Origin of the sequence: Streptomyces sp. SID5643 (assembly GCF_009872555.1) — a bacterium.
GTDB classification, from domain to species: Bacteria; Actinomycetota; Actinomycetes; order Streptomycetales; family Streptomycetaceae; genus Streptomyces; species Streptomyces iakyrus.
Genome location: NZ_WWIC01000260.1, coordinates 94985 through 116623, shown reverse-complemented (window position 1 = coordinate 116623; position 21639 = coordinate 94985). Strand labels below are relative to the sequence as shown.

Genomic DNA, 21639 nt, shown 5'->3' with positions numbered 1-21639 from the left:
GCCGGCCGGGGCCAGGGCGCCCGCCCCGGCCGGGACGGCGCCCAGCAGCGGGGCCCCGGCCACGTCCGGCAGGTCCGCCAGATTGCAGCGCGCGGCGAGATCCGGGGCTTCGGGCCAGCTCCCGATCACGATCCCGGCCAGGTCCAGCCCCCGGGAGCGCAGTTCACGCGCCGTCAGCTCCGTCATGTTCAGGGTGCCGAGCCCCGCGGGGGCCACGACCAGCACCGGCGCCGACAGCAGCCGCGCCGCGTCCGCGAGGGTGCCGCCGGCCGCGTCGAACCGGACGAGCAGCCCGCCGGCCCCTTCGACCAGCACCAGGTCGTGCTCGGTGGCCAGCTTGGCGGCGGCCTCCGCGACCTCGTGCGGATGCACCGGGGCCCGGCCCGCCCGGCGCGCTGCCGTGGCCGGCGCCAACGGCTCCGGATACCGGGCGAGTTCCCCCGTCGTCACCGGACCCGCGAGGCGCGCCACCTCCGCGGCGTCCCCGGGCTCGTCGGGCCCCACGCCCGTCTGCGCCGCCTTCAGCACGGCCACCGACCGGCCGGCGGCCAGCGCCGTCGCGGCGACGGCGGCGGTCACGACCGTCTTGCCGACCTCGGTGCCCGTGCCCGTGATCACCAGTACCGGCATGTCATCCCTCCCGCGCCGCCGCGCACACGGCCCGCGCGATCCGCGCCAGGTCCGCGTCGCCCGTGACGTACGGCGGCATGGTGTAGATCAGATCGCGGAACGGCCGCAGCCACACACCCTCGCGCACGGCCGCAGCCGTCGCCGCCGCCATGTCCACGGCGTGGTCCAGCTGCACGACCCCGATGGCGCCGAGCACCCGTACGTCCTTCACGCCCGGCAGCTCCGCGGCCGCCGCGAGCCCGTCCCGCAGGCCCGTCTCGATCCGCTTGACCTCCGCGAGCCAGTCCTGTCCGAGCAGCAGCTCGATCGAGGCGCAGGCCACGGCGGACGCCAGCGGATTGCCCATGAACGTCGGGCCGTGCGCGAGCACCGGTACCTCGCCCCGCGAGATGCCGTCGGCCACCCGCGTGGTGCACAGCGTCGCCGCCATGGTCAGGTAACCGCCGGTCAGCGCCTTGCCCACGCACATCACGTCCGGCGTGACGGCGGCGTGCTCCGCGGCGAACATCGCGCCCGTCCGGCCGAACCCGGTCGCGATCTCGTCGAACACCAGCAGCACGTCATGCGCGTCGCACGCCTCGCGCAGCACCCGCAGATAGGCAGGGGAGTGGAACCGCATCCCGCCCGCGCCCTGCACCACCGGCTCGACGATCACCGCCGCGAGTTCGCCGGCGTGCCGCTCGATCAGCGAACGCAGCTGCTCGGCGTACGTCGCGTCGTACTCCGCCGGGGGCGGGCCGGCGAAGACCTGACGCTGGAGCACCCCGGTCCAGAGCTCGTGCATCCCGCCCTCGGGATCGCACACCGACATGGGCTGCCAGGTGTCGCCGTGGTAGCCGCCGCGCCAGGTCAGCAGCCGCTGCTTGCCGGGGCGGCCCAGCGAACGCCAGTACTGCAGGCACATCTTGACCGCGACCTCGACCGACACCGACCCCGAGTCGGCGAGGAAGACGTGCTCCAGACCCTCGGGCGACATGTCGACAAGGAGCTTCGCCAGCCGTACGGCGGGCTCGTGGGTGAGCCCGCCGAACATCACGTGGCTCATCCGCCCGAGCTGCTCGCGGGCGGCCTCGTTGAGCACCGGGTGGTTGTAGCCGTGGATCGCCGACCACCAGGACGACATCCCGTCGACCAGCTCCCCCGAGCCGTCGGCGAGCCGCAGCCGCACCCCGCTCGCCGACTCCACGACGAGCGGTTCCTGCCGCCCGGGCATCGGGCCGTACGGATGCCACACGTGCCGCCGGTCGAGCTCCAGCAGCTCGGCCACGGCCGGCTCAGGCATTGGGAGCGAGGTCCGTCCCGGCGCCCCGGCGGCGCACGGCGACCAGGTCGGTCCGCGCTTCCCCGGCCCGGGAGGGAGCCGCCGCCCCGGCGGAACCACAGACCCCGCCGCTCTCCTGCGAGCCGCACCCGCCGCCCTCGCCGCCACCGCCGCAGCCCCCGGACGCCCGGTGCTCCGGCAGCGTCACCTGATCGGTGCCCTCCACCTCGAACCCGGCGTCCGCGATCATCTCCAGGTCGGCCTTGCCGGCCTGGCCCTCGCTGGTGAGGTAGTCGCCGAGGAAGATCGAGTTGGCCAGGTGCAGGGCGAGCGGCTGCATCGTGCGCAGATGGACCTCGCGCCCGCCGGCGATCCGCACCTCGACGTCGGGGCAGACGAACCGCGTCATGGCCAGGATCCTCAGACACCGCTGCGGGGTCAGGTTCCACTCCTTGCCGAGCGGGGTGCCCTCGAACGGGATCAGGAAGTTGACCGGAACCGAGTCCGGGTCCAGCTCGCGCAGCGAGAAGACGACGTCGACCAGGTCCTCGTCCGTCTCGCCCATGCCGGCGATCAGCCCGGAGCAGGCGGACAGGCCGGCCGCGTGCGCCTTCTGCACGGTGTCGACGCGGTCCTCGTAGGTGTGCGTCGTGGTGATCTCGCCGTACGTCGCCTCGGACGTGTTGAGGTTGTGGTTGTAGGCGTCGGCGCCGGCCTCGCGCAGCCGCTCGGCCTGGCCCTCGGAGAGCAGCCCCAGGCAGGCGCACACCTCGATGCCCTCGTTGTTGTCCTTGATCGCCTTGATCGTCTCGGAGACCCGGTCCACGTCCCGGTCCGTCGGGCCGCGCCCGCTGGCCACCAGGCACACCCGCTTGGCCCCTCCGGCCACACCGGCCGCCGCCGCGTCGGACGCCTGGCCGGGCTTCAGCCAGGTGTACTTCAGGATCCCGGCCGTCGAGCCGAGCCGCTGCGAACAGTACGAGCAGTCCTCGGGGCACAGGCCGGACTTGAGGTTGACCAGATAGTTCAGTTTCACCCGCCGGCCGAACCAGTGCCGGCGCACCTTTCCGGCCGCGGCCACCACATCGAGCAGGTCGTCGTCGGACGTCGCGAGGACGGCCAGTGCCTCGTCGCGGGTCGGCAGCTCGCGCCGAAGCCCCTTGTCCACCAGCGTGTTCAGCAGGTCCATGGAAGCCGATCCTGTCCTAAGGAGGCGTCCGGGGCAAAGGAGAGTTCGCACAAGAGAGTCGCTTCGAGGTGTGGGTATTGCCACACACTGACCTGCTGGTCGTCCCGCTAGTGTCTGTGCACTGCCTACAAATTCCCCGGAGGACCACCCATGGCGTTCGGCTGGATCGACGAGCAGGCGGAGCTGCGCGCCCGCGCCGGGCTCGTACGGACTCTGCGCCCCCGTCCGGCCGATTCCCCGCTCCTCGACCTGGCGGGCAACGACTACCTGGGGCTGGCCCGTCATCCCGAGGTCACCGAGGGCGCCGCCCGGGCCGCGCGGGACTGGGGCGGTGGCTCCACAGGCTCCCGGCTCGTCACCGGCACCACCGAACTGCACGCCGAACTCGAGCGGGAACTGGCCGATTTCTGCGGCTTCGAGGCGGCTCTCGTCTTCTCCTCCGGCTACGCCGCCAACCTCGCGGCGGTCACCGCGCTGGCCCCGCACGGCTCCCTGATCGTCTCCGACGCGGGCAACCACGCATCGCTCATCGACGGCTGCCGGCTGGCCCGCGGCACCACCCAGGTGGTGGCGCACGCCGAACCGGACGCCGTGCGCAAGGCGCTGGCCGGCCACGAGGGCACGGCGATCACGGTGTCCGACACGGTGTTCTCGGTGGACGGCGACGCGGCGCCTCTCACCGCCCTGGCCGAGGCCTGCCGGGAGCACGGCGCCGGGCTGGTCGTCGACGACGCACACGGCCTGGGCGTCCTCGGCGACGGCGGTCGCGGCGCCCCGCACGCGGCGGGCATCGCGGGCGCCGACGACGTCGCCGCGACGGTCACGCTGTCCAAGTCACTGGGCAGCCAGGGCGGAGCCGTCCTCGGCTCCGCCCGGGTCGTCGACCACCTGGTCAACGCGGCCCGGACGTTCATCTTCGACACGGGTCTCGCGCCGGCCGCGGCGGGGGCGGCCCTGTCGGCCCTGCGGTTGCTGCGCCGCGAGCCGGAACGGGCGGCACGGGCCCGCGCGGTGGCGGGCGAACTGCACGCACGCCTGACCGCCGCGGGTCTGGAGGCGGTGCGTCCGGACGCCGCGGTGGTCTCGGTGCGCGCGCCCTCTCCCGAGGACGCCGTGAACTGGGCGGCACGGTGCCGCGCGGCGGGCCTGGCCGTGGGGTGCTTCCGTCCTCCCTCCGTGCCCGACGGCATCTCACGGCTCAGGCTGACCGCCCGCGCCGACCTGAGCGGTCGGCAGATCGAACGCGCTGTACGGCTGATCGGCGAGACGCGGCCATGAGTCGGCGTGACACGGCCGTGCGTCGCACGACGGCGGTCTGAGCGGACGCGGTTACATGCGGTCCACCCCGGCCGCGAACGCGGCCCAGCTCCCGGGGGAGAAGAGCAGCGCGGGTCCGGACGGGGTCTTGGAGTCGCGCACGGCGAGCAGTCCGGCCCAGGGCGGGGCGTCCGGGCACGCGGTCTCGACGCAGTTGTTCGCGCCGGTGCTGTAGCTGCTGCGCAACCACCGCACACCGTGCAGTTCGGTGCTTGAGGGGACATGACGAGGCAGTGCACGCATGGTGCCTCCTTACGCGCCGGCGGCTGTCCCGGCGATGAAATCCAACGAGTCCTCGGGCGAAAGGGCGTGGATCTGAAGGGCGTTGAAGGCCTCCGTGTAGGCCTGGAGGTCTTCTTTCCGTTCGAGGTAGAGGCTACTCGTCAAGTGGTCGAGAACAACCACATCCAGATCAGATGTGCTCGAAAATGAGAAGATAACGAAAGGGCCGGTGACGCCGATGTGCGCCCCCGCGGCGAACGGCAGCACCTGAAGGCGCACTTGGGGCAGCCGGGCCGCCTCGACCAGCCGTTCCAGCTGGCGGGCCATGACCCCGGGTCCGCCCACCTCCCGCCGCAGCACGGCCTCGTCCAGGACGGCGCTGAGTCTCAGCGGCGGGTCGGCGCGCAGCACGTCCTGCCGGGCCAGCCGCACTTCGACGAGCGTGTCCAGCCGGTCCTCCGGGAGCCCCTCCACCGCCGCCCTCGTCACCGCACGCGCGTACTCGGGCGTCTGGAGCAGACCCGGCACGACCGTGGTCTCCAGCGTGCGCATCGCGCCCGCCTGGGACTCCAGGCTGATGAAGTCGCGGTAGGTCGGCGGCAGTACCCCGCGGTAGGCGTGCCACCAGTGGTGCCGGCCGCCGCTGTCGTCGGCGCCCGTCAACGCCATGAGCAGTTCGCGGAGTTGGGGGTCCGCCACGTTGTAGGCGTCGAGAAGTAACCGAACATCGGCCGGTTTCACCCCGCTCGTGCCCGTCTCGATCCGGCTGACCTTGGACTGGTGCCAGCCCACCAGCCGGGCCGCCTCACCGCTCGTGAGCCCCGCAGAGGTGCGCAGCGCACGCAGTTCGGCGCCCAGCTTCCGGCGGCGCACCGCGGGACCGTGCTGCATGGCTCCTCCTTACTCCTTCCGAGCCACCCAAATACGGTCTCGCGTCGCAGAGTTCACCGCTTTGAGCGACAGATATATGCATATCTTGGTGGATCACCGCCCTTCACGGGTGTTCTGGTGGCACTCTGGCGACGAAGCACCAGTCCGGGACCGTACTCGAACCATCCGCTCCGTGTCGGGCTGCGGTCCCGTGGGAAAAGGACGACGTCGCCATGGCAGACCATTTGGAAGCATCCGTCACTCTGCCGAGCGATCCAGCCTCGGTCTCCGCAGCGCGTGCCTACGTGGTGGGCACGCTGGCGGAGTGGGGCCTGCCGGCGGACTCGGAAGTGTCCGACACCGTCCGGCTCATCATCTCCGAACTCGCCACCAACGCGGTGCAGCACACTTTCGGCCAGTCACCCACGTTCACCGTGGCCGTCGAGCTCGACCGCGACGAGCACCTGCGCATCGGTGTCACGGACAGCCATCCGCGCTTCCCCAGACGCCTGCCCGCCGCCGTCCAGCAGGACAACGGCCGCGGCCTGGTCATCATCCGCTGGCTGACCGCGGAATGCGGCGGCAGACTCCGTATCCGCCCCACCCGTGAGGGCGGTAAGACCATCTCGATCGAACTTCCGTGGGCCGTCCCGGCGCAGCCGCTGACGACCGCGGTGCAGCAGGAGCCGTAGCCGCTCCCGGCAGGACGAGGAAGAACCCCTCCAGTGGGTGCCCTCCGCGCATCCCGGCCCGCGCAACCTGCATCCGGGCCGTCCTCACGGCTGCGAGGCCCGCTCCGATCCCGCGGACCTGCCCCGGAGTGCGAGGCCGTCACCGGTGCCGTGCCGGCGCCTCCCGGTGCGCTGCCGCCCCTCGAAGCCCCGACGGCTGCCTGACGGTGTGCCGCAGCGGCGCGGGGGCCGTCACGTCGCCCCGGTCCGGTTCTTCCTCGGCGGTCTCCCCGGTACCGTTCGCCTCCTCGCGCAGCCCCGCCCGCCGCACCAGCCTCGGGAGCAGCCCCCACAGGCCGGCACAGACCAGGAACGTCGCGGCGCCCGCGGCGACACCGCCGGCCCGGCCCGTGGTCACGTCGACCACCAGCAGCACGGAACCGCTGAACGCGAACACCAGCACGCACAGGCCGGTGGTGGCCAGGCGCGAGGAGACCTGCACGATGCGGGGCTTGGCGCCCTGCTGGAAGAGGGAGCGGTGCAGCGCGGCCGGCGCGGTGAAGAGCGCGGCTGCCAGGACCGCAAGCAGCAGGGTGATGACGTAGGTGACGCGCTGGACCGTGTCGAGGTCCTCGAAGCGCGAGGTGAAGGCCAGCGAGAGCAGGAAGGCGAAGAGGATCTGCACGCCCGTCTGGGTGACGCGGAGTTCCTGGAGCAGCTCCACGAAGTTGCGGTCGGCGCGTTGCAGCGGAGTCTCGTTGCGTGCGGTGCAGGGACGGTGCTCGGCCATGGGGTCACGGGTATCCACGTGAGCCCGTGTCACGCTCCGGCGTGCGGCGGCGCGTCTGGACGCCGCCGCACGCCGGGCGGATCACTTCACGCGCCCGTACCAGACGCTCTTGGTCCAGATCTTCTGGAGCCGCACCACGTCCCCGCTCTTCGGGGAGTGCCAGAGCTTGTTCTTACCCGCGTAGATACCGACGTGGTACACGTTGCTGCCCGAGTGGAAGAACACCAGGTCTCCGGCCTTGCGGTTCTTGGCGGAGATGTGGCGCGTCTTGTTGTACTGCTGGGCAGCCGTGCGGGGGAGCTTCTTGCCGGCCTTCTTGAACGAGTAGAGCGTGAGCCCGGAGCAGTCGAACCGGTGCGGACCGGTGGCCCCGTACTTGTAGGGCGAACCCTTCTTGGAGGCCGCGATCTGGAGTGCCTTGGTCGCCGGCGTGGCTGCCGCGGCCTCGGAGGTGAAGCCGGGCGCCACGATCGAACCGCCCACGGCGGCGATGGTGAGCGCCGAGGCCGTGCCGGCCCGGACCATGAGCGACGGGACACGATTGAGCGCAGTCATGCGCAACCCTTCGTCAGCCGCCTGTGAAGGATGACCTGTCGGATTCGGGCTGGCGAAGTTGCCCGGCCGCTGACGCGGCTTCACCCCAAGGGCTGCTCGGGCGAGGTCATGGCGTGACCGTCCCGGCGACCCGTCGTGCTTGGGTCCTCCACTCCTGCCGATCCACTCCTGTCGACCGGTCATCCGGGCGGCGGCAGGACTCGGCGTCCGCCCGGATCGCCCCGCCACAGCGGCGGGGGCTTGTCGTCAGACAGGGATCTTGGCGCATGCCTGTCCGGATTTCCCAACGGAACCGGGGATTTGTGTTGTTACTCACCACTCACCCGTTCGGGTGGACACGTGTGCGTTCGGGCCACTGTCCATGCATTCACGGGCCCCCGGACCAGCGGCGGAATGCCCCATTTCGTCCCCGGGCTACGCGCGTTGCGCAACCGGAACGGTCCCGAAATCGGTCTCCCGCCTACTCCGAACAGGGGTACGTCTTTTGGTCCGTTTCGACTCAGCGGCGGACGCTCCGGCGCCGGAGCGGATCTCCGGACCGACGGTTCCGCGTCAACTGGCGGACTCCGGGGGCAGGGTGAGCCGGGCCGTGCGCCGCTCGCCGTCCAGCACCCGCAGCGCCCGGGCCAGGGTGGCGGCGTGCAGTTCCGTCTCGCCGCGCTGATGCATCAGGGCCAACGCGTCGCGCAGCGCGGTGGCCTTGCCGACCAGAGCCTGGGCGGCGCGCAGGCCTCGATAGGTGTCGCCGTCCTGGGCCGGGTTGATGCGGCCGAGCAGGTCGACCACGTCGAGGTAACGGTCGATCAGTTCCGCCTCGGCGCGCGTCAGGGCCGGCAACGGTGGCAGTTCGGGCGGCAGCACGGGGGCCTCACCGTCCTGCCGGCCGGGCGGGGGTGGCCTTGCGGCTGGGGATGATGCCGTCCACCAGGCCGTATTCCACCGCTTCCCGGGCGGTCAGGACCCTGTCCCGCTCGATGTCCGTGCTCACCTGCTCCCGGGTGCGGCCCGTGTGCAGCGCGAGCAGCTCCTCCATCCGGCCCCGGATGCGGGTCAACTCGTCGGCCTGGATGGCCAGATCACTGGCCTGCCCCCGGACCGGCTCGGGCAGTGCGGGCTGATGGATCACCAGACGGGCGTCGGGCAGGGCGAAGCGCTTGCCGGGCGTGCCCGCCGCCAGCAGCACCGAGGCGGCGGCACCGGCCTGCCCCAGGCAGATCGTCTCCACGTCGCAGGAGACGTACTGCATCGTGTCGTGGATCGCCGTCATCGCATGGAAGCTGCCGCCGGGGGAGTTGATGTAGAGCGAGATGTCCCGCTCCGGTGCCTGGTGCTCCAGGTGCATGAACTGGGCCATGACGTCGTTCGCCGAGGTCTCGTCCACGGGGGCCCCGAGGAAGACGATCCGCTCCTGAAGCAGCTTCGAGTACGGATCCATCGAACGCTGCCCGGACGCCGTGCGTTCGGTGAACTCGGGCAGCACGTAGCGGGCGGACGACCGGGTCATGACGAGCCCCTCCTCGCGGCGCAGCCGTCTTCTGCGACGACCGTCTCTGTCAAAAATGTACAGGATGTACGTCACGTTATGATGAGGGCATGGCCTACGAGATTCCGGTGACGCAAGCCAGGGCTGAGCTCGCCGACCTGATCAACCGCGTGGTGTACGGCGGTGAGCGCGTCGTCGTCACCCGGCACGGCAAGCCCCTCGTCGCCCTCGTCTCGGCCGATGACCTGCGGCGACTCGAAGAGGCCCGGGAACTCGCGGAGTCCGCGGAGGAGCAGGTGATCAGCGCGGTCTCCGCGGTCCGTGAGGTCGCGTCCGCTCCTGGCGAACCCCAGCGGTTCGGCATCGCGGCGGAGCACCGCAGGGCCGGCCCGGCTTAGGCCCGGACCGCACAGACGGAAGACCGTGCGTCCCCGTCCGCTACAGCGGGGACGCACGGTCGCATGGTGACAGCGCTCGCGCGCGTCGGCGGCGGTCAGGCGACTGCGGAGATCTCCCGCTGCCCGGCCGCGGGTTCGCCGCCCGTCTTCCGGGGCCTGAGCGAGCTGCCGAGCAGTACGGCACCCAGGCCCAGCACCGCCCACCAGGTCAGGGTCAGGGCGGGTCCGGTCGCCGCGGCACCGTCGAAGGACGACACCGAGCGCAGCAGGGTCGTCCCCGCTCCGGGCGGGAGCCACTGTCCGATCGCGCCGGCCGGCTCCGGCAGCATCTGCGGCGCCGAGGTGGCGCCCGAGAAGGGGTTGCCGATCAGCATCACCACGGCGGCGGCGATACCCGTACCGGCGGGGCCGACCAGGGCGGCGAGCCCGGCCACGGCACCGCCGACGGCCAGCGTGGACAGCGCGAGGACCCCCGCTTCCGCCCACCAGTCGCCGCCGAGCGCCCCGAGCCAGCTGTGCGCGATCCCGGCCGCGGCCACGCCCACCAGGGCGGACGCGCCGAGCAGTGCGAACGCCGCCCGGACGCCCCGCAGTCCGAGCAGGGTGACCACGGCGCCGGCCGCGATGCCGGCCAGGGCGAGCGGCAGTACGGCGGCGCTCAGCGCGGCGCCGCGCGGATCACTGGCCGGGGTGGGCACCACATCGACCGTCCTGACCTGTGCGCCCCCGGCGGCGGCCTGCCGCTCCACGGCCTGCTGGAGGAACTGCGCGACGGCCGGTCCGGCCGCGGACGCGGTGAGCAGTTCGGGCCCCTGCTGCGTGACCACGACCGCGCCGTACACGCTCCGGTCCTCGATGGCGCTCCGGGCGGCGGCCTCGTCGGCGTAGCGGTGGATCTCGAAGGCGCCCTCGTGCCGCTCCAGCTGCTTCTCGACCTGTGCCGCCGCGGCCGGCGGTCCGGCCACGCCGAGCGGCAGGTCGCGTGGCGCGATGCGGGAGGCCGGCCAGGCGAACGCCCACAGGGCGAGGGCGGCCAGGAGGGGTACGAGGACGACGACCGCGATCACATGGCGGTTGCGCGAGGGCATGGGGATCTCCTGGGGTGAGCGGACCGGAGCATTAAAAAGAAGGATCGTTCGTTTTGCTCTGCTCTCACCGTGCTCCGCTCGCGGCTTCTTGTCAAGAATGAATATTCGTTTTACGTTGTGACCATGGCTCGCGTGTCCCAGGAACATCTCGACGCCCGCCGCCGCCAGATTCTCGACGGCGCCGCGCTGTGCTTCGCCCGCAACGGCTTCCACGCCACGTCCATGCAGGACGTGCTGAAGGAGGTCGATCTCTCGGCCGGTGCGGTGTACCGCTACTTCAGCGGCAAGGAGGAGCTGATCGGCGCGATCGTCGCCGAGGTGATCGCCTCAATCCGCGAGGCGTTCGAGGACGCGGTGCGGCTCAGCCCGCCCCCGCCGCCGGACCAGCTCGTCGCCTCCGTGCTCGGCAGGACTCTGGCCGCCCGTGAGTCCCTGGTGGTCGACGGCCGGCCCGCCTTTCCGCGACTCGTCATCCAGGTGTGGACGGAGACCCTGCGCAACGAGGAACTGGCCCTCATCCTGCGGGAGGGCTACGGCTCGGTCCGCGCGGCCTGGGGGCAGATCGTCGAGGGCTACCAGCGGGCCGGGATGATGCGCGCCGACGTGACTCCGGACCATGTGGCCCGCACGATGATCGCCTGCGTCCTCGGCTTCATCGCCCAGCAGTCCCTCTTCGGGCCGACACCGGTCGAGGTCCTCCAGAACGGTCTGCGGGCGCTGACCACCATGCGGGACGATGACGCCGCGACCGGTGGATCACAGCTCGGTTAACGTGCCCGAAACGCGGTCCAACTAGCCTGCCGCTCCACGCCACCTGGCACTTTGCCCCGTGGCCGCGGCAGCCGGGCCCCGCACGGCCCGGAGCGAGGACTGTGAGGTGGGACGTGCAACTGACCCCGCACGAGCAAGAACGACTGCTGATCCACGTGGCGGCCGACGTGGCCGAGAAGCGCCGCGCCCGGGGACTGAAGCTCAACCACCCCGAGGCGGTCGCGCTCATCACCTCGCACATCCTCGAAGGCGCGCGGGACGGCCGGACCGTCGCGGAACTCATGTCCTCCGGACGCAAGATCCTGACCAGGGACGACGTCATGGACGGCATCCCGGAGATGATCCACGACGTCCAGGTCGAGGCCACCTTCCCCGACGGCACCAAGCTCGTCACCGTCCATGAGCCGATCGTCTGACGGGGAGGCCACCGTGATTCCCGGAGAGATCCTGTTCGCCGACGGGCCGATTGCCTACAACGAGGGCCGTGAGGCCGTCCGGCTCACCGTCCTCAACGCAGCCGACCGGCCCGTACAGGTCGGCTCCCACTACCACTTCGCCGAGGCCAACCCCGGCCTGGAGTTCGACCGTGCCGCCGCGCACGGCAGGCGGCTCAACGTCGCCGCCGGCACGGCCGTGCGCTTCGAGCCCGGGATCCCCGTCGAGGTCGAACTCGTTCCGCTGGCGGGCGCTCGCGTGGTGCCCGGCCTGCGCGGGGAGACCGGAGGTGCCCTCGATGCCTGAGATCTCGCGTGCCGCCTACGCCGACCTGTTCGGCCCGACCACCGGCGACCGGATCCGCCTCGCCGACACCGACTTGCTGGTCGAGATCGAGGAGGACCGTTCCGGCGGCCCGGGACGCGCAGGGGACGAGGCCGTGTTCGGCGGCGGCAAGGTCATCCGCGAGTCGATGGGCCAGGCCCGTGCCACCCGGGCGGACGGCACCCCCGACACCGTTATCACCGGCGCGGTGATCATCGACCACTGGGGAATCGTCAAGGCCGACGTCGGCATCCGCGACGGCCGGATCACCGGCATCGGCAAGGCCGGCAACCCCGACACCATGGACGGCGTCCACCCCGACCTGGTCATCGGCCCCGAGACCGAGATCATCGCCGGAAACGGCCGGATCCTCACGGCCGGTGCGATCGACGCGCACGTCCACTTCATCTGCCCGCAGATCGCCGACGAGGCGCTGTCCTCCGGCATCACGACCCTCGTCGGCGGCGGGACGGGACCCGCCGAGGGCTCCAAGGCCACCACCGTGACCCCCGGCCCCTGGCATCTCGCGCGGATGCTGGAGGCGATGGAGGCCTACCCGCTCAACATCGGCCTGCTCGGCAAGGGCAACACCGTCTCCCACGAGGCGATGCTGTCGCAGATCCGCGGCGGCGCCCTCGGTCTGAAACTGCACGAGGACTGGGGATCGACCCCGGCCGTCATCGACGCCTCGCTGACCGTCGCCGAGCAGACGGGCATCCAGGTCGCGATCCACACCGACACGCTCAACGAGGCCGGCTTCGTCGGCGACACCCTCGCCGCGATCGGCGGCCGGGGCATCCACGCGTACCACACCGAGGGCGCGGGCGGCGGGCACGCGCCGGACATCATGACCGTGGTCTCCGAGTCCTATGTGCTGCCCAGTTCCACGAACCCCACCCGCCCGTTCACCGTTAACACCGCCGAGGAACACCTCGACATGCTGATGGTGTGCCACCACCTCAACCCGGCGGTGCCGGAGGACCTGGCCTTCGCCGAGTCCCGGATCCGGCCCTCCACGATCGGGGCGGAGGACGTGCTGCACGACCTGGGCGCGATCTCGATCATCTCCTCCGACTCCCAGGCCATGGGGCGCGTCGGCGAGGTCGTCATGCGCACCTGGCAGACCGCGCACGTGATGAAGCGGCGGCGGGGCGCGCTGCCCGGCGACGGACGCGCCGACAACCGCCGGGTGCGTCGCTACGTCGCCAAGTACACCATCAACCCGGCGCTCGCCCAGGGCCTGGCCCGCGAGATCGGATCGGTCGAGAGCGGCAAACTGGCCGACCTGGTCCTGTGGGAACCGGCGTTCTTCGGCGTCAAGCCGCAGCTCGTCATCAAGGGCGGGCAGATCGCCTACGCGCAGATGGGCGACGCGAACGCCTCGATCCCCACCCCGCAGCCGATCCTGCCGCGCCCCATGTACGGGGCGATCGGGCGGGCACCGGCCTCCAACTCCCTCAACTTCGTCGCCCCGCTGGCCGTCGAGCACGGGCTGCCGGAGCGGCTGGGGCTCGGGAAGCGGTTCGTGGCGATCGAGTCGACGCGCGGTGTGACCAAGGCCGACATGCGGGAGAACGACGCACGGCCCCAGGTGCGGGTCGACCCCGACAGCTTCGCCGTGCACATCGACGGGGAGCTGGTCGAGGCCGAGCCGGCGGCCGAACTCCCCATGGCACAGCGGTACTTCCTGTTCTGAGGGTGGTCTGATGTCGCGTGCAGCACTTCTCGTCCTGGCCGACGGCCGGTTCCCCGCCGGAGGGCACGCGCACTCCGGCGGTGCCGAGGCGGCGGTCAAGGCCGGGCGGATCGGTGGGGCGGCGAGCCTGGAGGAGTTCTGCCGGGGGCGGTTGCACACGGCGGGGCTCATGGCGGCAGGACTGTCCGCTGCCGCGGCGCTCGGGAGCGATCCCGTCGCACTGGACCGTGCCGCAGACGCACGAACGCCGTCGCCCGCACTGCGGGTCGCCGCCCGGAAACTGGGACGGCAGCTGCTGCGCGCCGCGCGGGCGACCTGGCCCTCCGCCGAACTGGACGCGCTCGGCCGGGAGTTCCCCAGGGGAGCGCACCAGCCGGTGGTGCTGGGGCTGGCGGCCCGGGCGGCGGGGCTGGGACCGGTGGACGCGGCGTACTGCGCGGCGTACGAGAGCGTGAGCGGGCCCGCCTCGGCGACCGTGCGGTTGCTCAGTCTGGACCCCTTCGACGCGACACGGGTGCTGGCCCGGCTGGCGCCGGAGATGGACCGGGTCGCGGACCGGGCCGTTGAGGCGGCCCGGAAGGCGGTCGACGAGGGGGTCGACGCCCTGCCGGCGGGGTCGGCGCCTCTGCTGGAGATCGGCGCGGAGGTGCATGCGGGGTGGCCGGTACGGCTGTTCGCCTCGTAGCCGCCCTCCGAACGCCGTGCAGGCCCGCCCCCTCAGGGGCGCGGTGAACCGCGCGACCGGCCCCCGCCCACACTCCACACCAGCGCCTACCCCCCCACCCCCAAGGAGCCGCACATGCACCTCGACCGAACCAGCCACGGCCCTGCCGCCCTCAGCGCGGACGCCCACCGCCCCGACGGCACCCGCAGAGCGCTCCGCATCGGGCTCGGCGGCCCCGTGGGCTCCGGGAAGACCGCCACCGTCGCCGCTTTGTGCCGGGCGCTGCGGGACGAGCTGGCCCTCGCCGTCGTCACCAACGACATCTACACCCGGGAGGACGCCGAGTTCCTGCTCCGTGAGGCCGTGCTGCCGCCCGAGCGGATCACCGCCGTGGAGACCGGCGCCTGCCCGCACACCGCGATCCGGGACGACATCTCCGCGAACCTGGAAGCGGTGGAAGACCTGGAGGACGCGGTCGGACCGCTGGACCTGGTGCTCGTGGAGTCCGGCGGGGACAACCTCACCGCGACCTTCTCCAAAGGGCTCGTCGACGCGCAGATCTTCGTGATCGACGTGGCCGGTGGCGACGACATCCCGCGCAAGGGCGGCCCCGGCGTGACCACCGCCGACCTGCTCGTCGTCAACAAGACCGACCTCGCCCCGTACGTCGGCTCCGACCTCGCCGGGATGGCCGCCGACGCCAAGGCGCAGCGTGCCGAACTGCCCGTTGTCTTCCAGTCCTTGCGGAGCGAGGCGGGCGTGGCGGACGTCGCCGCGTGGGTGCGTTCGCAGCTCGCCGCGTGGACCGCGTGAGCGTGCGTGCCGGGGCCGGGGTGCGGTCCGTCGCGCGGATGGTCGCCCGTGCCGACGGGCGCGGCGGGACCTCGCTGCCCGTGCTGGAGAGCGACGGGCCCCTGGCGCTGCGGCGCACCCGGGCCATCGGCTCCGAGGCGCGGGTCATGCTGGTCGGGGCGATGAGCGGACCGCTCGGCGGTGACCACTTCACCGTGGAGGGCCGGGTGGAGGCGGGAGCGCGCCTGTCCGTCGGGTCCGCCGCCGCCACCATCGCGCTGCCCGGGCAGGCCAAGGGCGACGCCCGCTACGACGTCCGGCTCGAAGTCGCCGACGGTGCTCAACTGCACTGGCTGCCCGAACAGTTGATTTCCGCCCAGGGTAGTGACCTGTATGTCTCCACACGGGTCGAGCTCGCCGCGACCGCCCGGCTCGTGCTGCGCGAGGAGCAGGTGCTCGGACGCGTGGGTGAGGAACCCGGGCGGCTCACGAGCCGTCTGACCGTGCGGGTGGCCGGGCAGGCCGTGCTCGACCAGGAACTGGCCTGCGGGCCCGGCGCGCCGGGCGGCTGGGACGGGCCCGCCGTGCTGGCGGGGCACCGGGCGGTCGGGCAACTCGTCGTCGCGCAGCCGGAGTTCGCCGCTGCGCCGGTGACCGCAGGGGTGCTGGGGGAGGGCGCCTCGGTGGTGCCGCTCGCCGGGCCCGCCGCGCTGGTGACGGCGGTGGCGCCGGACGCCCTCGGCCTGCGGCGGCTGCTCGACGAGGCCCTCGCGTCCCTCTCGCGGACGTAGACGTCCGTAGAGCAGCACAGGCTCTCCGTTTATCGGATTGGCAACGAAGGGCGTCCGCCTCTGTTGTCAGGGACCTCACAAACGGGAGGATCCCCCGTACTGACCGAACGAGGTACGGGGAGGTCCCCCTTGAGGGGTTCGAGACCGAAGAGGCGGGTGGCGGCGCTCGGTTCGGCCGGCGCGCTCGTCACGGCCACGCTGATAGCCGGTGCCGTCGCGGCGCCCACGGCGACCGCGACCGCGGGCGGCGGCCACGGCCAGGACCGGGAGGCCCGGGGCACCGCGATCGCCGCAGCCCGGGCCGCGAAGGCCGGCATCGACTGGCAGGACTGCCCCGCCGACTGGAATCTGGCCAAGCCGATCCAGTGCGGATACGTCTCCGTGCCGCTCGACTACGCCAAGCCGTACGGCAAGCAGATCAAACTCGCCGTCGACCGCATCGGCAACACGGGCACCAAGGCCGAGCGGCAGGGCGCGCTCATCTACAACCCCGGCGGCCCCGGTGGCTCCGGACTGCGCTTCCCGGCCCGGGTCACCAACAAGAACGCCGTCTGGGCCAACGCGGCCAAGGCCTACGACTTCGTGGGCTTCGACCCGCGCGGCGTCGGCAAGTCGACGCCCATCTCCTGCGTGGACCCGCAGGAGTTCGTCAAGGCACCCAAGATGGACCCGGTGCCCGACTCGGAGGCGGACAAGCTCGCCCAGCGCAAGCTGGCCCGCGAGTACGCCGAGGGCTGCCAGGAGCGCAGCGGCTGGATGCTGCCGCACATGACCACGCCGAACACCGCGCGCGACCTCGACGTCATCCGCGCCGCGCTCGGCGAGAAGAAGCTCAACTTCCTCGGTGTCTCCTACGGCACCTACCTGGGCGCCGTCTACGGCACGCTCTTCCCGGGCCACGTGCGCCGCATGGTCGTCGACAGCGTCGTCAATCCGTCCCGCGAGAAGATCTGGTACCAGGCCAACCTGGACCAGGACGTCGCCTTCGAGGACCGCTGGAAGGACTGGCAGGACTGGGTCGCCGCGAACGACGCGACCTACCACCTCGGCACCACCCGAGCCGCGGTCCAGGCGAAGTGGCTGGAGCTGCGCGCCACCGCGAAGAAGAACCCCCTCGGCGGGCTCGTCGGCCCGGCCGAGCTCATCTCCTTCTTCCAGAGCGCCCCGTACTACGACTCCGCCTGGGCGCCGACCGCCTCGGTCTTCAGCAAGTACGTCGCCGGCGACACCCAGGCGCTGGTGGACGCGGCCGCTCCCCACCCGTCCGACACGGCGGGCAACGCCGCCGCGGAGAACGGCAACGCCGTCTACACGGCCGTGGAGTGCGCCGACGCCAAGTGGCCCACCAGCTGGCAGCGGTGGGACCGGGACAACACCCGGCTCCACAAGGACCACCCGTTCATGACGTGGGCCAACGCCTGGATGAACCTGCCGTGCGCCACCTGGCCGGCCAAGCAGCAGACGCCGGTGAACGTCAAGACCGGCAAGGGCCTGCCCGGCGTGCTCATCGTCCAGTCCGAGCGGGACGCGGCCACCCCGTACGGGGGCGCCGTGGAACTGCACAAGCGGTTCAAGGGCTCGCGCCTGATCACGGAGAAGGACGCGGGCTCCCACGGTGTGACGAGCCTGGTCAACCCGTGCATCAACCCCCGGGTGGACAGCTACCTGCTCACCGGCAGGCTGGACACCGCCGACGTGACGTGCGCGCCGCACGCCACGCCGAAGCCGTAGCCGTCGTCCGACGGTGATGAGGGGCGGCCGGGCCACCGGCCGCCCCTCGCTCATGCCGGCCGGGCCCCGAACCAGGCGTCCTCCGCCGCGTAGTCGAAGAGGTCCGGGTACGCGCGGGCGAGGGTGGGGAACGCCTCCCGCCAGTCCTGCCCGGACAGCCTGCCGGTGAGCCACTCGACCGTCTCCGGCAGGCTGTCCTGGTAGGACACGACCGGCCGGTAGCCCAGCTCCCGTTCCGCGGCGGACATGTCGCACACCACCGGCAGCTCCACCGACCAGGGCGAGCTGCCCACGGACGCCTGGGCCGGACCGTCCAGCAGGACGGTCTCCGTCTCCACCCCCATGACCGCGTCCACGGCGGCACCGATCTCCGACACCGTCAGCGGCCGCGGATCACAGGCGTTGAGCACCCGCGAGCCCGGCCGGGCCGCCGACAGCCGGATCAGTTCGGCGATATTGCGGGCGGCCGAGGAGTGGAAGAGGCTCTCCCCCCGGAAGGCGAGCACCCGCCTGCGCCGGCCGTCGAGGTTGCGCTTGACGAAGGACAGCTCACGGGGGAGCGGGCTGTACGGTCCGTGGACCGCGCCGGGGCGCAGCACGGTGGTGGGCAACCGGTCCGCCGCCAGGAGTTCACGCTCCAGGGCCACCTTGCCGGTGCTGTAGGAGGCGTCCCCCGGCGGGACCGTCACCTGGCCCTCCCCGATCGGCACGGGGTACCGCGGGAGGCCGTCCGGCTCGCCCATGGTGTCGAAGCCGCGGCCCTCACCGTCCTCGTACACCGACACGCTCGACACCACCACGGCCGCGCCGATCCGGTCGGCCAGGGCCGTCAACTGCCGTGCGTGCCGGGCACCGTAGGCGACCAGGTCGACCACGAGGTCGCAGCCGTCACCGACCAGCGCGCCGAGCGCCGCGTCGTCCTCGCGGTCCAGCCGCCGTGTCCGTACCCCACCGGGCCAGTTCTCGTCCCGCCCGCCGCCGCGCGAGGCGGCCGTCACCTCCCAGCCGTCCCGCGCCAGCGCCTGCACCGCCGGCCTCCCGATCTGCCCGCCGGCCCCGATCACCACCGCACGTCCCATGCCGCGACCGTAGATCGCCGCGGCGCGGCCGGGGAACCTGCCTCTGCCGACAGCAGAACTCAACTGAGGGGCATACGCCGGAACTTGCGCTCCTTCGTGGTGGCGGCCTCCTCGGCCTTCACCACGGCCGCGTACCGGTCGACGTACTCCTGCTGGGACAGCGAGAGGATCGCGTACATGATCTCGTCGGTGATGGCGCGCAGGACGGCCTTCTCGTTCTCCATGCCCTCGTAGCGGGAGAAGTCGAGGGGCTTGCCGAAGCGGATCACGACGGGGTGGATGTTGGGGATGACCTTGCCGGGCGGCTGGGCCTCGAAGGTGCCGATCATCGCGCAGGGGATCACCGGCACGCCGGCCTTGAGGGCCATCACCGCCACCCCGACCTTGCCCTTGTAGAGCCGGCCGTCGTGCGAACGGGTGCCCTCGGGGTAGATGCCGAGCAGTTCGTCCTTGCTCAGTACGCCCAGACCCTCACGGATCGCTGCCTGGCCCGCGTCCTTGCCGGAGCGGTCGACCGGGATCTGCCCCGCGCTGCGGAAGAAGAACGCCGTCAGGCGGCCCTTGACCCCGGGTCCCGTGAAGTACTCGGCCTTCGCGAGGAAGGTGATGCGCCGTTTGAGGATGGCAGGCATCAGAAAGTGGTCCGAGAACGACAGGTGGTTGCCGGCGATGATCGCGGCGCCCTCCCCGGGTACGTGCTCCAGGCCCTCTATTCGAGGCCGGAAGACCAGTCGCAGCAGCGGACCCAGCAGCACGTATTTCAGCAGGTAGTAGAACAAAGCGGGCGCTCCTCGACTCTCGCGGTGGACTCAACCGCCGCGTTCCAGCAGGTCAACCGGCATGTCGTGGGGTGCCAGTGTAGGTGCAGGCACGGCCACCGGGCACCTCGTGCGGGCGGACCGCACAGATCCTTCGCCATTTGACTGATGGTCAGTCAGGCGGGTGCTGCCGATGGTGCTCATGCGGCTGGGGAGAACCGCGGGACCAGCGTGCTGCGCGGTCCGGGTGACCGGCAAGCCGAACGGGTGGTCTGGCGCGACAGCGGGGGTGCGTGGCGGGCCGGTGGCTCTTGCGGGCGGACGGCCGCTGTGGGCCGGTGGCCTTCGCCGCTCCGCCGAGTAAGGTGCCAGGCATGCGGATCGCTGTTTCCTCGGACATGGACGAACCCGTCGCCCGCTCCCTCGTCGCCGCCCTGCGCGAGCGGGGGCACGACGTGCGCCCGCACGGGGCGCTGCGCCCGGGCGACGACCCGCAGTGGGCGGTGTGCTCCGCGGCCGCGGCCCGCGAGGTCGCCGACGGTACGGCGGATCAGGCGGTGGTGTGCTGCTGGACCGGCACGGGCGCCTCGATCGCCGCGAACAAGGTGCCCGGCGTACGGGCCGCCCTGTGCACCGACGCCTGCACGGCCGACGGGGCCCGCCGCTGGAACGACGCCAACGTGCTCGCGCTCAGCCTGCGGCTGACGTCGCAGCCGCTGCTGACGGAGATCCTCGACGCGTGGTTCGCCGGAGAGCCCAGCGCGGACGCCGAGGACCGGCAGAACGTCGACCGCGTCCGGCTGCTCGATCACGGCAGGACCCCTGTGTAGGTCACAGCCGCACGATGATCAGCGCCGTGTCGTCGGTTGCGCCCCCGGGCGGCAGCAGCTCCGTCAGGACGGTGTCGGCCAGTGTCTCCGGGTCCTGGTCCCGGTGCTTGCGCAGGGCCTCGGCGAGCCGGTCCAGGCCGGTGTAGATGTCCTCGGTGCGCCGTTCGATCAGGCCGTCGGTGTAGAGCACGAGCGTGGCGCCCCTCTGGAACGTGGTCTCGGCCTGGGGCCGTGGGATCGGGTCCGGGCGGGCGTCCAGCGGCGTGTCCGTGGCCTGGTCGAGGAACTCCGTACGGCCGTCCGGGTGGACGAGCACGGGCGGGGGGTGTCCGGCGCTGCTGTACGTGATGACGTGGCGGTCGCAGTCGATGAAGGTCGTCACGGCGGTCGCCGACTCGGCCCCGTCGATCACGTGGGCGTAGCGGCCCAGCACGTCCAGGGCCTGGGCCGGCCCCGCCCCCACCCGGGAGGCCGCGCTGAGCGCACTGCGCAACTGGCCCATCACCCCGGCGGCCGCCAGCCCGTGCCCGACCACGTCGCCCACCGCCACGCCGATCCGGTCGCCGCCCACCAGGTCGACCAGGTCGTACCAGTCCCCGCAGACGTTGAGCGCGCCCACGGCGGGGCGGTACCGCACGGCGGCCGGGTGATTGCGGACCTGCCGGGGCGCGGGAAGCATCGCATCCTGCAACGCCAGCGCCACCTCCCGCTCCCGGGAGTGCGCCTGGCGCAGCCGCTCGTTGAGCTCCTGCAGCTCACGGGCGCGGGTGTACAGCTCGGCCTCCAGCACCCGGGCCCGGCTGCCCCGGCCCTCCGGAGAACCGGCCCGGGCCCGGATCAGCTCCGTGACCTCCTCCACCCGGTGCAGGATCAGCACGACCTTGCCGTCCGGGCCGAACAGCGGCGCGTTCACCGGGCTCCAGTAGCGCTTCTGCCACTCGCCGGGCCGCTCCGGGTCCTCGACGTCGTAGCGCTGGAGCGCCATGGTGTCGCGCTCACCGGTGGCCAGCACGCGGTACAGCGAGGCCTCCAGGTTGCGCATGCCCGTCGCGGCGGAGTCGTTCGGGTTGTCCGGGAAGACGTCGAACAGGTACTTGCCGATGAGCTGCTCCCGCGAGCGGCCGGAGACGCGGGCGAACTCCTCGTTGACGTCCGCGTACACGAGCTCGGGTGTCAGGAGCGCCACCATGCCGGGCAGGGCCTTGAAAACCGCACCGTAGTCGATCGCCGTCTCCGCCATGGCTGCCGCCTCACCGCCGCCGGGATCACACCAGTTTCGCACGGTACGGGCGAA

At 72.1% G+C, this 21639-nt stretch carries 25 protein-coding genes; 12 read left to right on the top strand and 13 right to left on the bottom strand.

What is annotated here, in order from left to right:
- The 3 genes from bioD to bioB all read right to left on the bottom strand — a co-directional run.
- A partial coding sequence (gene bioD / locus GTY56_RS29280; RefSeq protein WP_161368312.1) for a dethiobiotin synthase occupies positions 1–630 on the bottom strand: 630 nt, incomplete at its 3' end.
- Position 631: 1 nt separating this feature from the next.
- The gene (bioA, locus tag GTY56_RS29275; RefSeq protein WP_161368311.1) at positions 632–1912 is read right to left on the bottom strand and encodes an adenosylmethionine--8-amino-7-oxononanoate transaminase; all 1281 of its coding nucleotides are present in this window, start codon (positions 1910–1912) and stop codon (positions 632–634) included.
- On the bottom strand, positions 1905–3080 hold the full coding sequence (gene bioB, locus GTY56_RS29270) for a biotin synthase BioB (RefSeq protein WP_161368310.1): 1176 nt from the start codon (positions 3078–3080) through the stop codon (positions 1905–1907). Before bioB ends, bioA begins: the two co-directional genes overlap by 8 nt.
- A gap of 150 nt (positions 3081–3230) precedes the next feature.
- Here bioB and GTY56_RS29265 point away from each other — a divergent pair, with 150 nt between their 5' ends.
- Complete coding sequence (locus tag GTY56_RS29265; protein ID WP_161368309.1) at positions 3231–4358, top strand: 8-amino-7-oxononanoate synthase; 1128 nt, start codon at positions 3231–3233, stop codon at positions 4356–4358.
- A 51-nt stretch (positions 4359–4409) separates the two neighbouring features.
- On the opposite strand, the gene GTY56_RS29260 is transcribed toward GTY56_RS29265, so the two are convergent.
- Both GTY56_RS29260 and GTY56_RS29255 read right to left on the bottom strand, forming a co-directional pair.
- On the bottom strand, positions 4410–4640 hold the full coding sequence (locus GTY56_RS29260) for a DUF397 domain-containing protein (protein ID WP_161368308.1): 231 nt from the start codon (positions 4638–4640) through the stop codon (positions 4410–4412).
- Between the two features lie 9 nt (positions 4641–4649).
- Positions 4650–5510 carry a helix-turn-helix domain-containing protein gene (locus GTY56_RS29255; RefSeq protein WP_161368307.1) on the bottom strand — a complete coding sequence of 287 codons (861 nt, stop codon included), beginning with the start codon at positions 5508–5510 and terminating at the stop codon, positions 4650–4652.
- Positions 5511–5722: 212 nt separating this feature from the next.
- On the opposite strand from GTY56_RS29255, the gene GTY56_RS29250 reads away from it, so the two are divergent.
- On the top strand, positions 5723–6181 hold the full coding sequence (locus tag GTY56_RS29250; RefSeq protein WP_161368306.1) for an ATP-binding protein: 459 nt from the start codon (positions 5723–5725) through the stop codon (positions 6179–6181).
- A gap of 139 nt (positions 6182–6320) precedes the next feature.
- On the opposite strand, the gene GTY56_RS29245 is transcribed toward GTY56_RS29250, so the two are convergent.
- From GTY56_RS29245 to GTY56_RS29230, 4 genes are all read right to left on the bottom strand, one after another.
- Entirely contained in the window at positions 6321–6950 is a 630-nt protein-coding gene (locus GTY56_RS29245) for a DUF6328 family protein (protein WP_161368305.1), read from the bottom strand.
- Between the two features lie 81 nt (positions 6951–7031).
- Positions 7032–7505, bottom strand: a complete 474-nt coding sequence (locus tag GTY56_RS29240; RefSeq protein WP_033307256.1) for a C40 family peptidase — start codon at positions 7503–7505, stop codon at positions 7032–7034.
- Between the two features lie 552 nt (positions 7506–8057).
- Complete coding sequence (locus tag GTY56_RS29235) at positions 8058–8366, bottom strand: hypothetical protein (RefSeq protein WP_161368304.1); 309 nt, start codon at positions 8364–8366, stop codon at positions 8058–8060.
- Between the two features lie 7 nt (positions 8367–8373).
- Positions 8374–9009: an ATP-dependent Clp protease proteolytic subunit gene (locus GTY56_RS29230; RefSeq protein WP_161368303.1), complete on the bottom strand. Its 636-nt coding sequence runs from the start codon at positions 9007–9009 to the stop codon at positions 8374–8376.
- An 89-nt stretch (positions 9010–9098) separates the two neighbouring features.
- Between GTY56_RS29230 and GTY56_RS29225 the strand changes: the two genes are divergently transcribed.
- Positions 9099–9386 (top strand): type II toxin-antitoxin system Phd/YefM family antitoxin, encoded by a 288-nt coding sequence (locus tag GTY56_RS29225; protein ID WP_033307253.1) that lies wholly within the window; start codon positions 9099–9101, stop codon positions 9384–9386.
- 95 nt (positions 9387–9481) lie between these two features.
- Here the strand turns inward: GTY56_RS29225 and GTY56_RS29220 are convergent, their stop codons facing one another.
- Positions 9482–10474, bottom strand: coding sequence for an ABC transporter permease (locus GTY56_RS29220; RefSeq protein ID WP_161368302.1), 993 nt, complete (start codon positions 10472–10474; stop codon positions 9482–9484).
- Between the two features lie 123 nt (positions 10475–10597).
- Between GTY56_RS29220 and GTY56_RS29215 the strand changes: the two genes are divergently transcribed.
- The 8 genes from GTY56_RS29215 to GTY56_RS29180 all read left to right on the top strand — a co-directional run bounded on the left by GTY56_RS29215 (position 10598) and on the right by GTY56_RS29180 (position 17678).
- On the top strand, positions 10598–11245 hold the full coding sequence (locus GTY56_RS29215; protein WP_161368301.1) for a TetR/AcrR family transcriptional regulator: 648 nt from the start codon (positions 10598–10600) through the stop codon (positions 11243–11245).
- A 113-nt stretch (positions 11246–11358) separates the two neighbouring features.
- Positions 11359–11661 (top strand): urease subunit gamma, encoded by a 303-nt coding sequence (locus GTY56_RS29210; RefSeq protein WP_033307525.1) that lies wholly within the window; start codon positions 11359–11361, stop codon positions 11659–11661.
- A gap of 13 nt (positions 11662–11674) precedes the next feature.
- The gene (locus tag GTY56_RS29205) at positions 11675–11986 is read left to right on the top strand and encodes an urease subunit beta (protein ID WP_062925550.1); all 312 of its coding nucleotides are present in this window, start codon (positions 11675–11677) and stop codon (positions 11984–11986) included.
- Positions 11979–13700, top strand: a complete 1722-nt coding sequence (locus GTY56_RS29200; protein ID WP_161368300.1) for an urease subunit alpha — start codon at positions 11979–11981, stop codon at positions 13698–13700. The genes GTY56_RS29205 and GTY56_RS29200 overlap by 8 nt, the downstream gene beginning before the upstream one ends.
- Positions 13701–13710: 10 nt before the next feature.
- On the top strand, positions 13711–14385 hold the full coding sequence (locus tag GTY56_RS29195; RefSeq protein ID WP_161368299.1) for an urease accessory protein UreF: 675 nt from the start codon (positions 13711–13713) through the stop codon (positions 14383–14385).
- 114 nt (positions 14386–14499) lie between these two features.
- Entirely contained in the window at positions 14500–15177 is a 678-nt protein-coding gene (gene ureG / locus GTY56_RS29190) for an urease accessory protein UreG (protein WP_161368298.1), read from the top strand.
- A 38-nt stretch (positions 15178–15215) separates the two neighbouring features.
- Positions 15216–15947: an urease accessory protein UreD gene (locus GTY56_RS29185; protein WP_161368321.1), complete on the top strand. Its 732-nt coding sequence runs from the start codon at positions 15216–15218 to the stop codon at positions 15945–15947.
- Positions 15948–16076: 129 nt separating this feature from the next.
- Entirely contained in the window at positions 16077–17678 is a 1602-nt protein-coding gene (locus tag GTY56_RS29180; RefSeq protein ID WP_161368297.1) for an alpha/beta hydrolase, read from the top strand.
- A gap of 50 nt (positions 17679–17728) precedes the next feature.
- Here the strand turns inward: GTY56_RS29180 and GTY56_RS29175 are convergent, their stop codons facing one another.
- Positions 17729–18757 carry an NAD-dependent epimerase/dehydratase family protein gene (locus GTY56_RS29175; RefSeq protein WP_202510872.1) on the bottom strand — a complete coding sequence of 343 codons (1029 nt, stop codon included), beginning with the start codon at positions 18755–18757 and terminating at the stop codon, positions 17729–17731.
- A gap of 59 nt (positions 18758–18816) precedes the next feature.
- A complete protein-coding gene (locus tag GTY56_RS29170; protein ID WP_161368296.1) occupies positions 18817–19536 on the bottom strand; it encodes a lysophospholipid acyltransferase family protein in 720 nt (239 codons plus the stop codon).
- Between the two features lie 353 nt (positions 19537–19889).
- Between GTY56_RS29170 and GTY56_RS29165 the strand changes: the two genes are divergently transcribed.
- Complete coding sequence (locus GTY56_RS29165; protein WP_161368295.1) at positions 19890–20345, top strand: RpiB/LacA/LacB family sugar-phosphate isomerase; 456 nt, start codon at positions 19890–19892, stop codon at positions 20343–20345.
- Position 20346: 1 nt separating this feature from the next.
- Here the strand turns inward: GTY56_RS29165 and GTY56_RS29160 are convergent, their stop codons facing one another.
- A complete protein-coding gene (locus GTY56_RS29160) occupies positions 20347–21585 on the bottom strand; it encodes a PP2C family protein-serine/threonine phosphatase (RefSeq protein ID WP_161368294.1) in 1239 nt (412 codons plus the stop codon).
- Positions 21586–21639: the final 54 nt, after the last annotated feature.

Excerpts from the sequence above, each read along its gene's own strand:
- bioA (WP_161368311.1), bottom strand. The coding sequence starts at position 1,912 with ATGCCTGAGCCGGCCGTGGCCGAGCTGCTGGAGCTCGACCGGCGGCAC.
- bioB (WP_161368310.1), bottom strand. The coding sequence starts at position 3,080 with ATGGACCTGCTGAACACGCTGGTGGACAAGGGGCTTCGGCGCGAGCTG.
- GTY56_RS29265 (WP_161368309.1), top strand. The coding sequence starts at position 3,231 with ATGGCGTTCGGCTGGATCGACGAGCAGGCGGAGCTGCGCGCCCGCGCC.
- GTY56_RS29260 (WP_161368308.1), bottom strand. The coding sequence starts at position 4,640 with ATGCGTGCACTGCCTCGTCATGTCCCCTCAAGCACCGAACTGCACGGT.
- GTY56_RS29255 (WP_161368307.1), bottom strand. The coding sequence starts at position 5,510 with ATGCAGCACGGTCCCGCGGTGCGCCGCCGGAAGCTGGGCGCCGAACTG.
- GTY56_RS29250 (WP_161368306.1), top strand. The coding sequence starts at position 5,723 with ATGGCAGACCATTTGGAAGCATCCGTCACTCTGCCGAGCGATCCAGCC.
- GTY56_RS29245 (WP_161368305.1), bottom strand. The coding sequence starts at position 6,950 with ATGGCCGAGCACCGTCCCTGCACCGCACGCAACGAGACTCCGCTGCAA.
- GTY56_RS29240 (WP_033307256.1), bottom strand. The coding sequence starts at position 7,505 with ATGACTGCGCTCAATCGTGTCCCGTCGCTCATGGTCCGGGCCGGCACG.
- GTY56_RS29230 (WP_161368303.1), bottom strand. The coding sequence starts at position 9,009 with ATGACCCGGTCGTCCGCCCGCTACGTGCTGCCCGAGTTCACCGAACGC.
- GTY56_RS29225 (WP_033307253.1), top strand. The coding sequence starts at position 9,099 with ATGGCCTACGAGATTCCGGTGACGCAAGCCAGGGCTGAGCTCGCCGAC.
- GTY56_RS29220 (WP_161368302.1), bottom strand. The coding sequence starts at position 10,474 with ATGCCCTCGCGCAACCGCCATGTGATCGCGGTCGTCGTCCTCGTACCC.
- GTY56_RS29215 (WP_161368301.1), top strand. The coding sequence starts at position 10,598 with ATGGCTCGCGTGTCCCAGGAACATCTCGACGCCCGCCGCCGCCAGATT.
- GTY56_RS29200 (WP_161368300.1), top strand. The coding sequence starts at position 11,979 with ATGCCTGAGATCTCGCGTGCCGCCTACGCCGACCTGTTCGGCCCGACC.
- GTY56_RS29195 (WP_161368299.1), top strand. The coding sequence starts at position 13,711 with ATGTCGCGTGCAGCACTTCTCGTCCTGGCCGACGGCCGGTTCCCCGCC.
- ureG (WP_161368298.1), top strand. The coding sequence starts at position 14,500 with ATGCACCTCGACCGAACCAGCCACGGCCCTGCCGCCCTCAGCGCGGAC.
- GTY56_RS29185 (WP_161368321.1), top strand. The coding sequence starts at position 15,216 with ATGGTCGCCCGTGCCGACGGGCGCGGCGGGACCTCGCTGCCCGTGCTG.
- GTY56_RS29175 (WP_202510872.1), bottom strand. The coding sequence starts at position 18,757 with ATGGGACGTGCGGTGGTGATCGGGGCCGGCGGGCAGATCGGGAGGCCG.
- GTY56_RS29165 (WP_161368295.1), top strand. The coding sequence starts at position 19,890 with ATGCGGATCGCTGTTTCCTCGGACATGGACGAACCCGTCGCCCGCTCC.
- GTY56_RS29160 (WP_161368294.1), bottom strand. The coding sequence starts at position 21,585 with ATGGCGGAGACGGCGATCGACTACGGTGCGGTTTTCAAGGCCCTGCCC.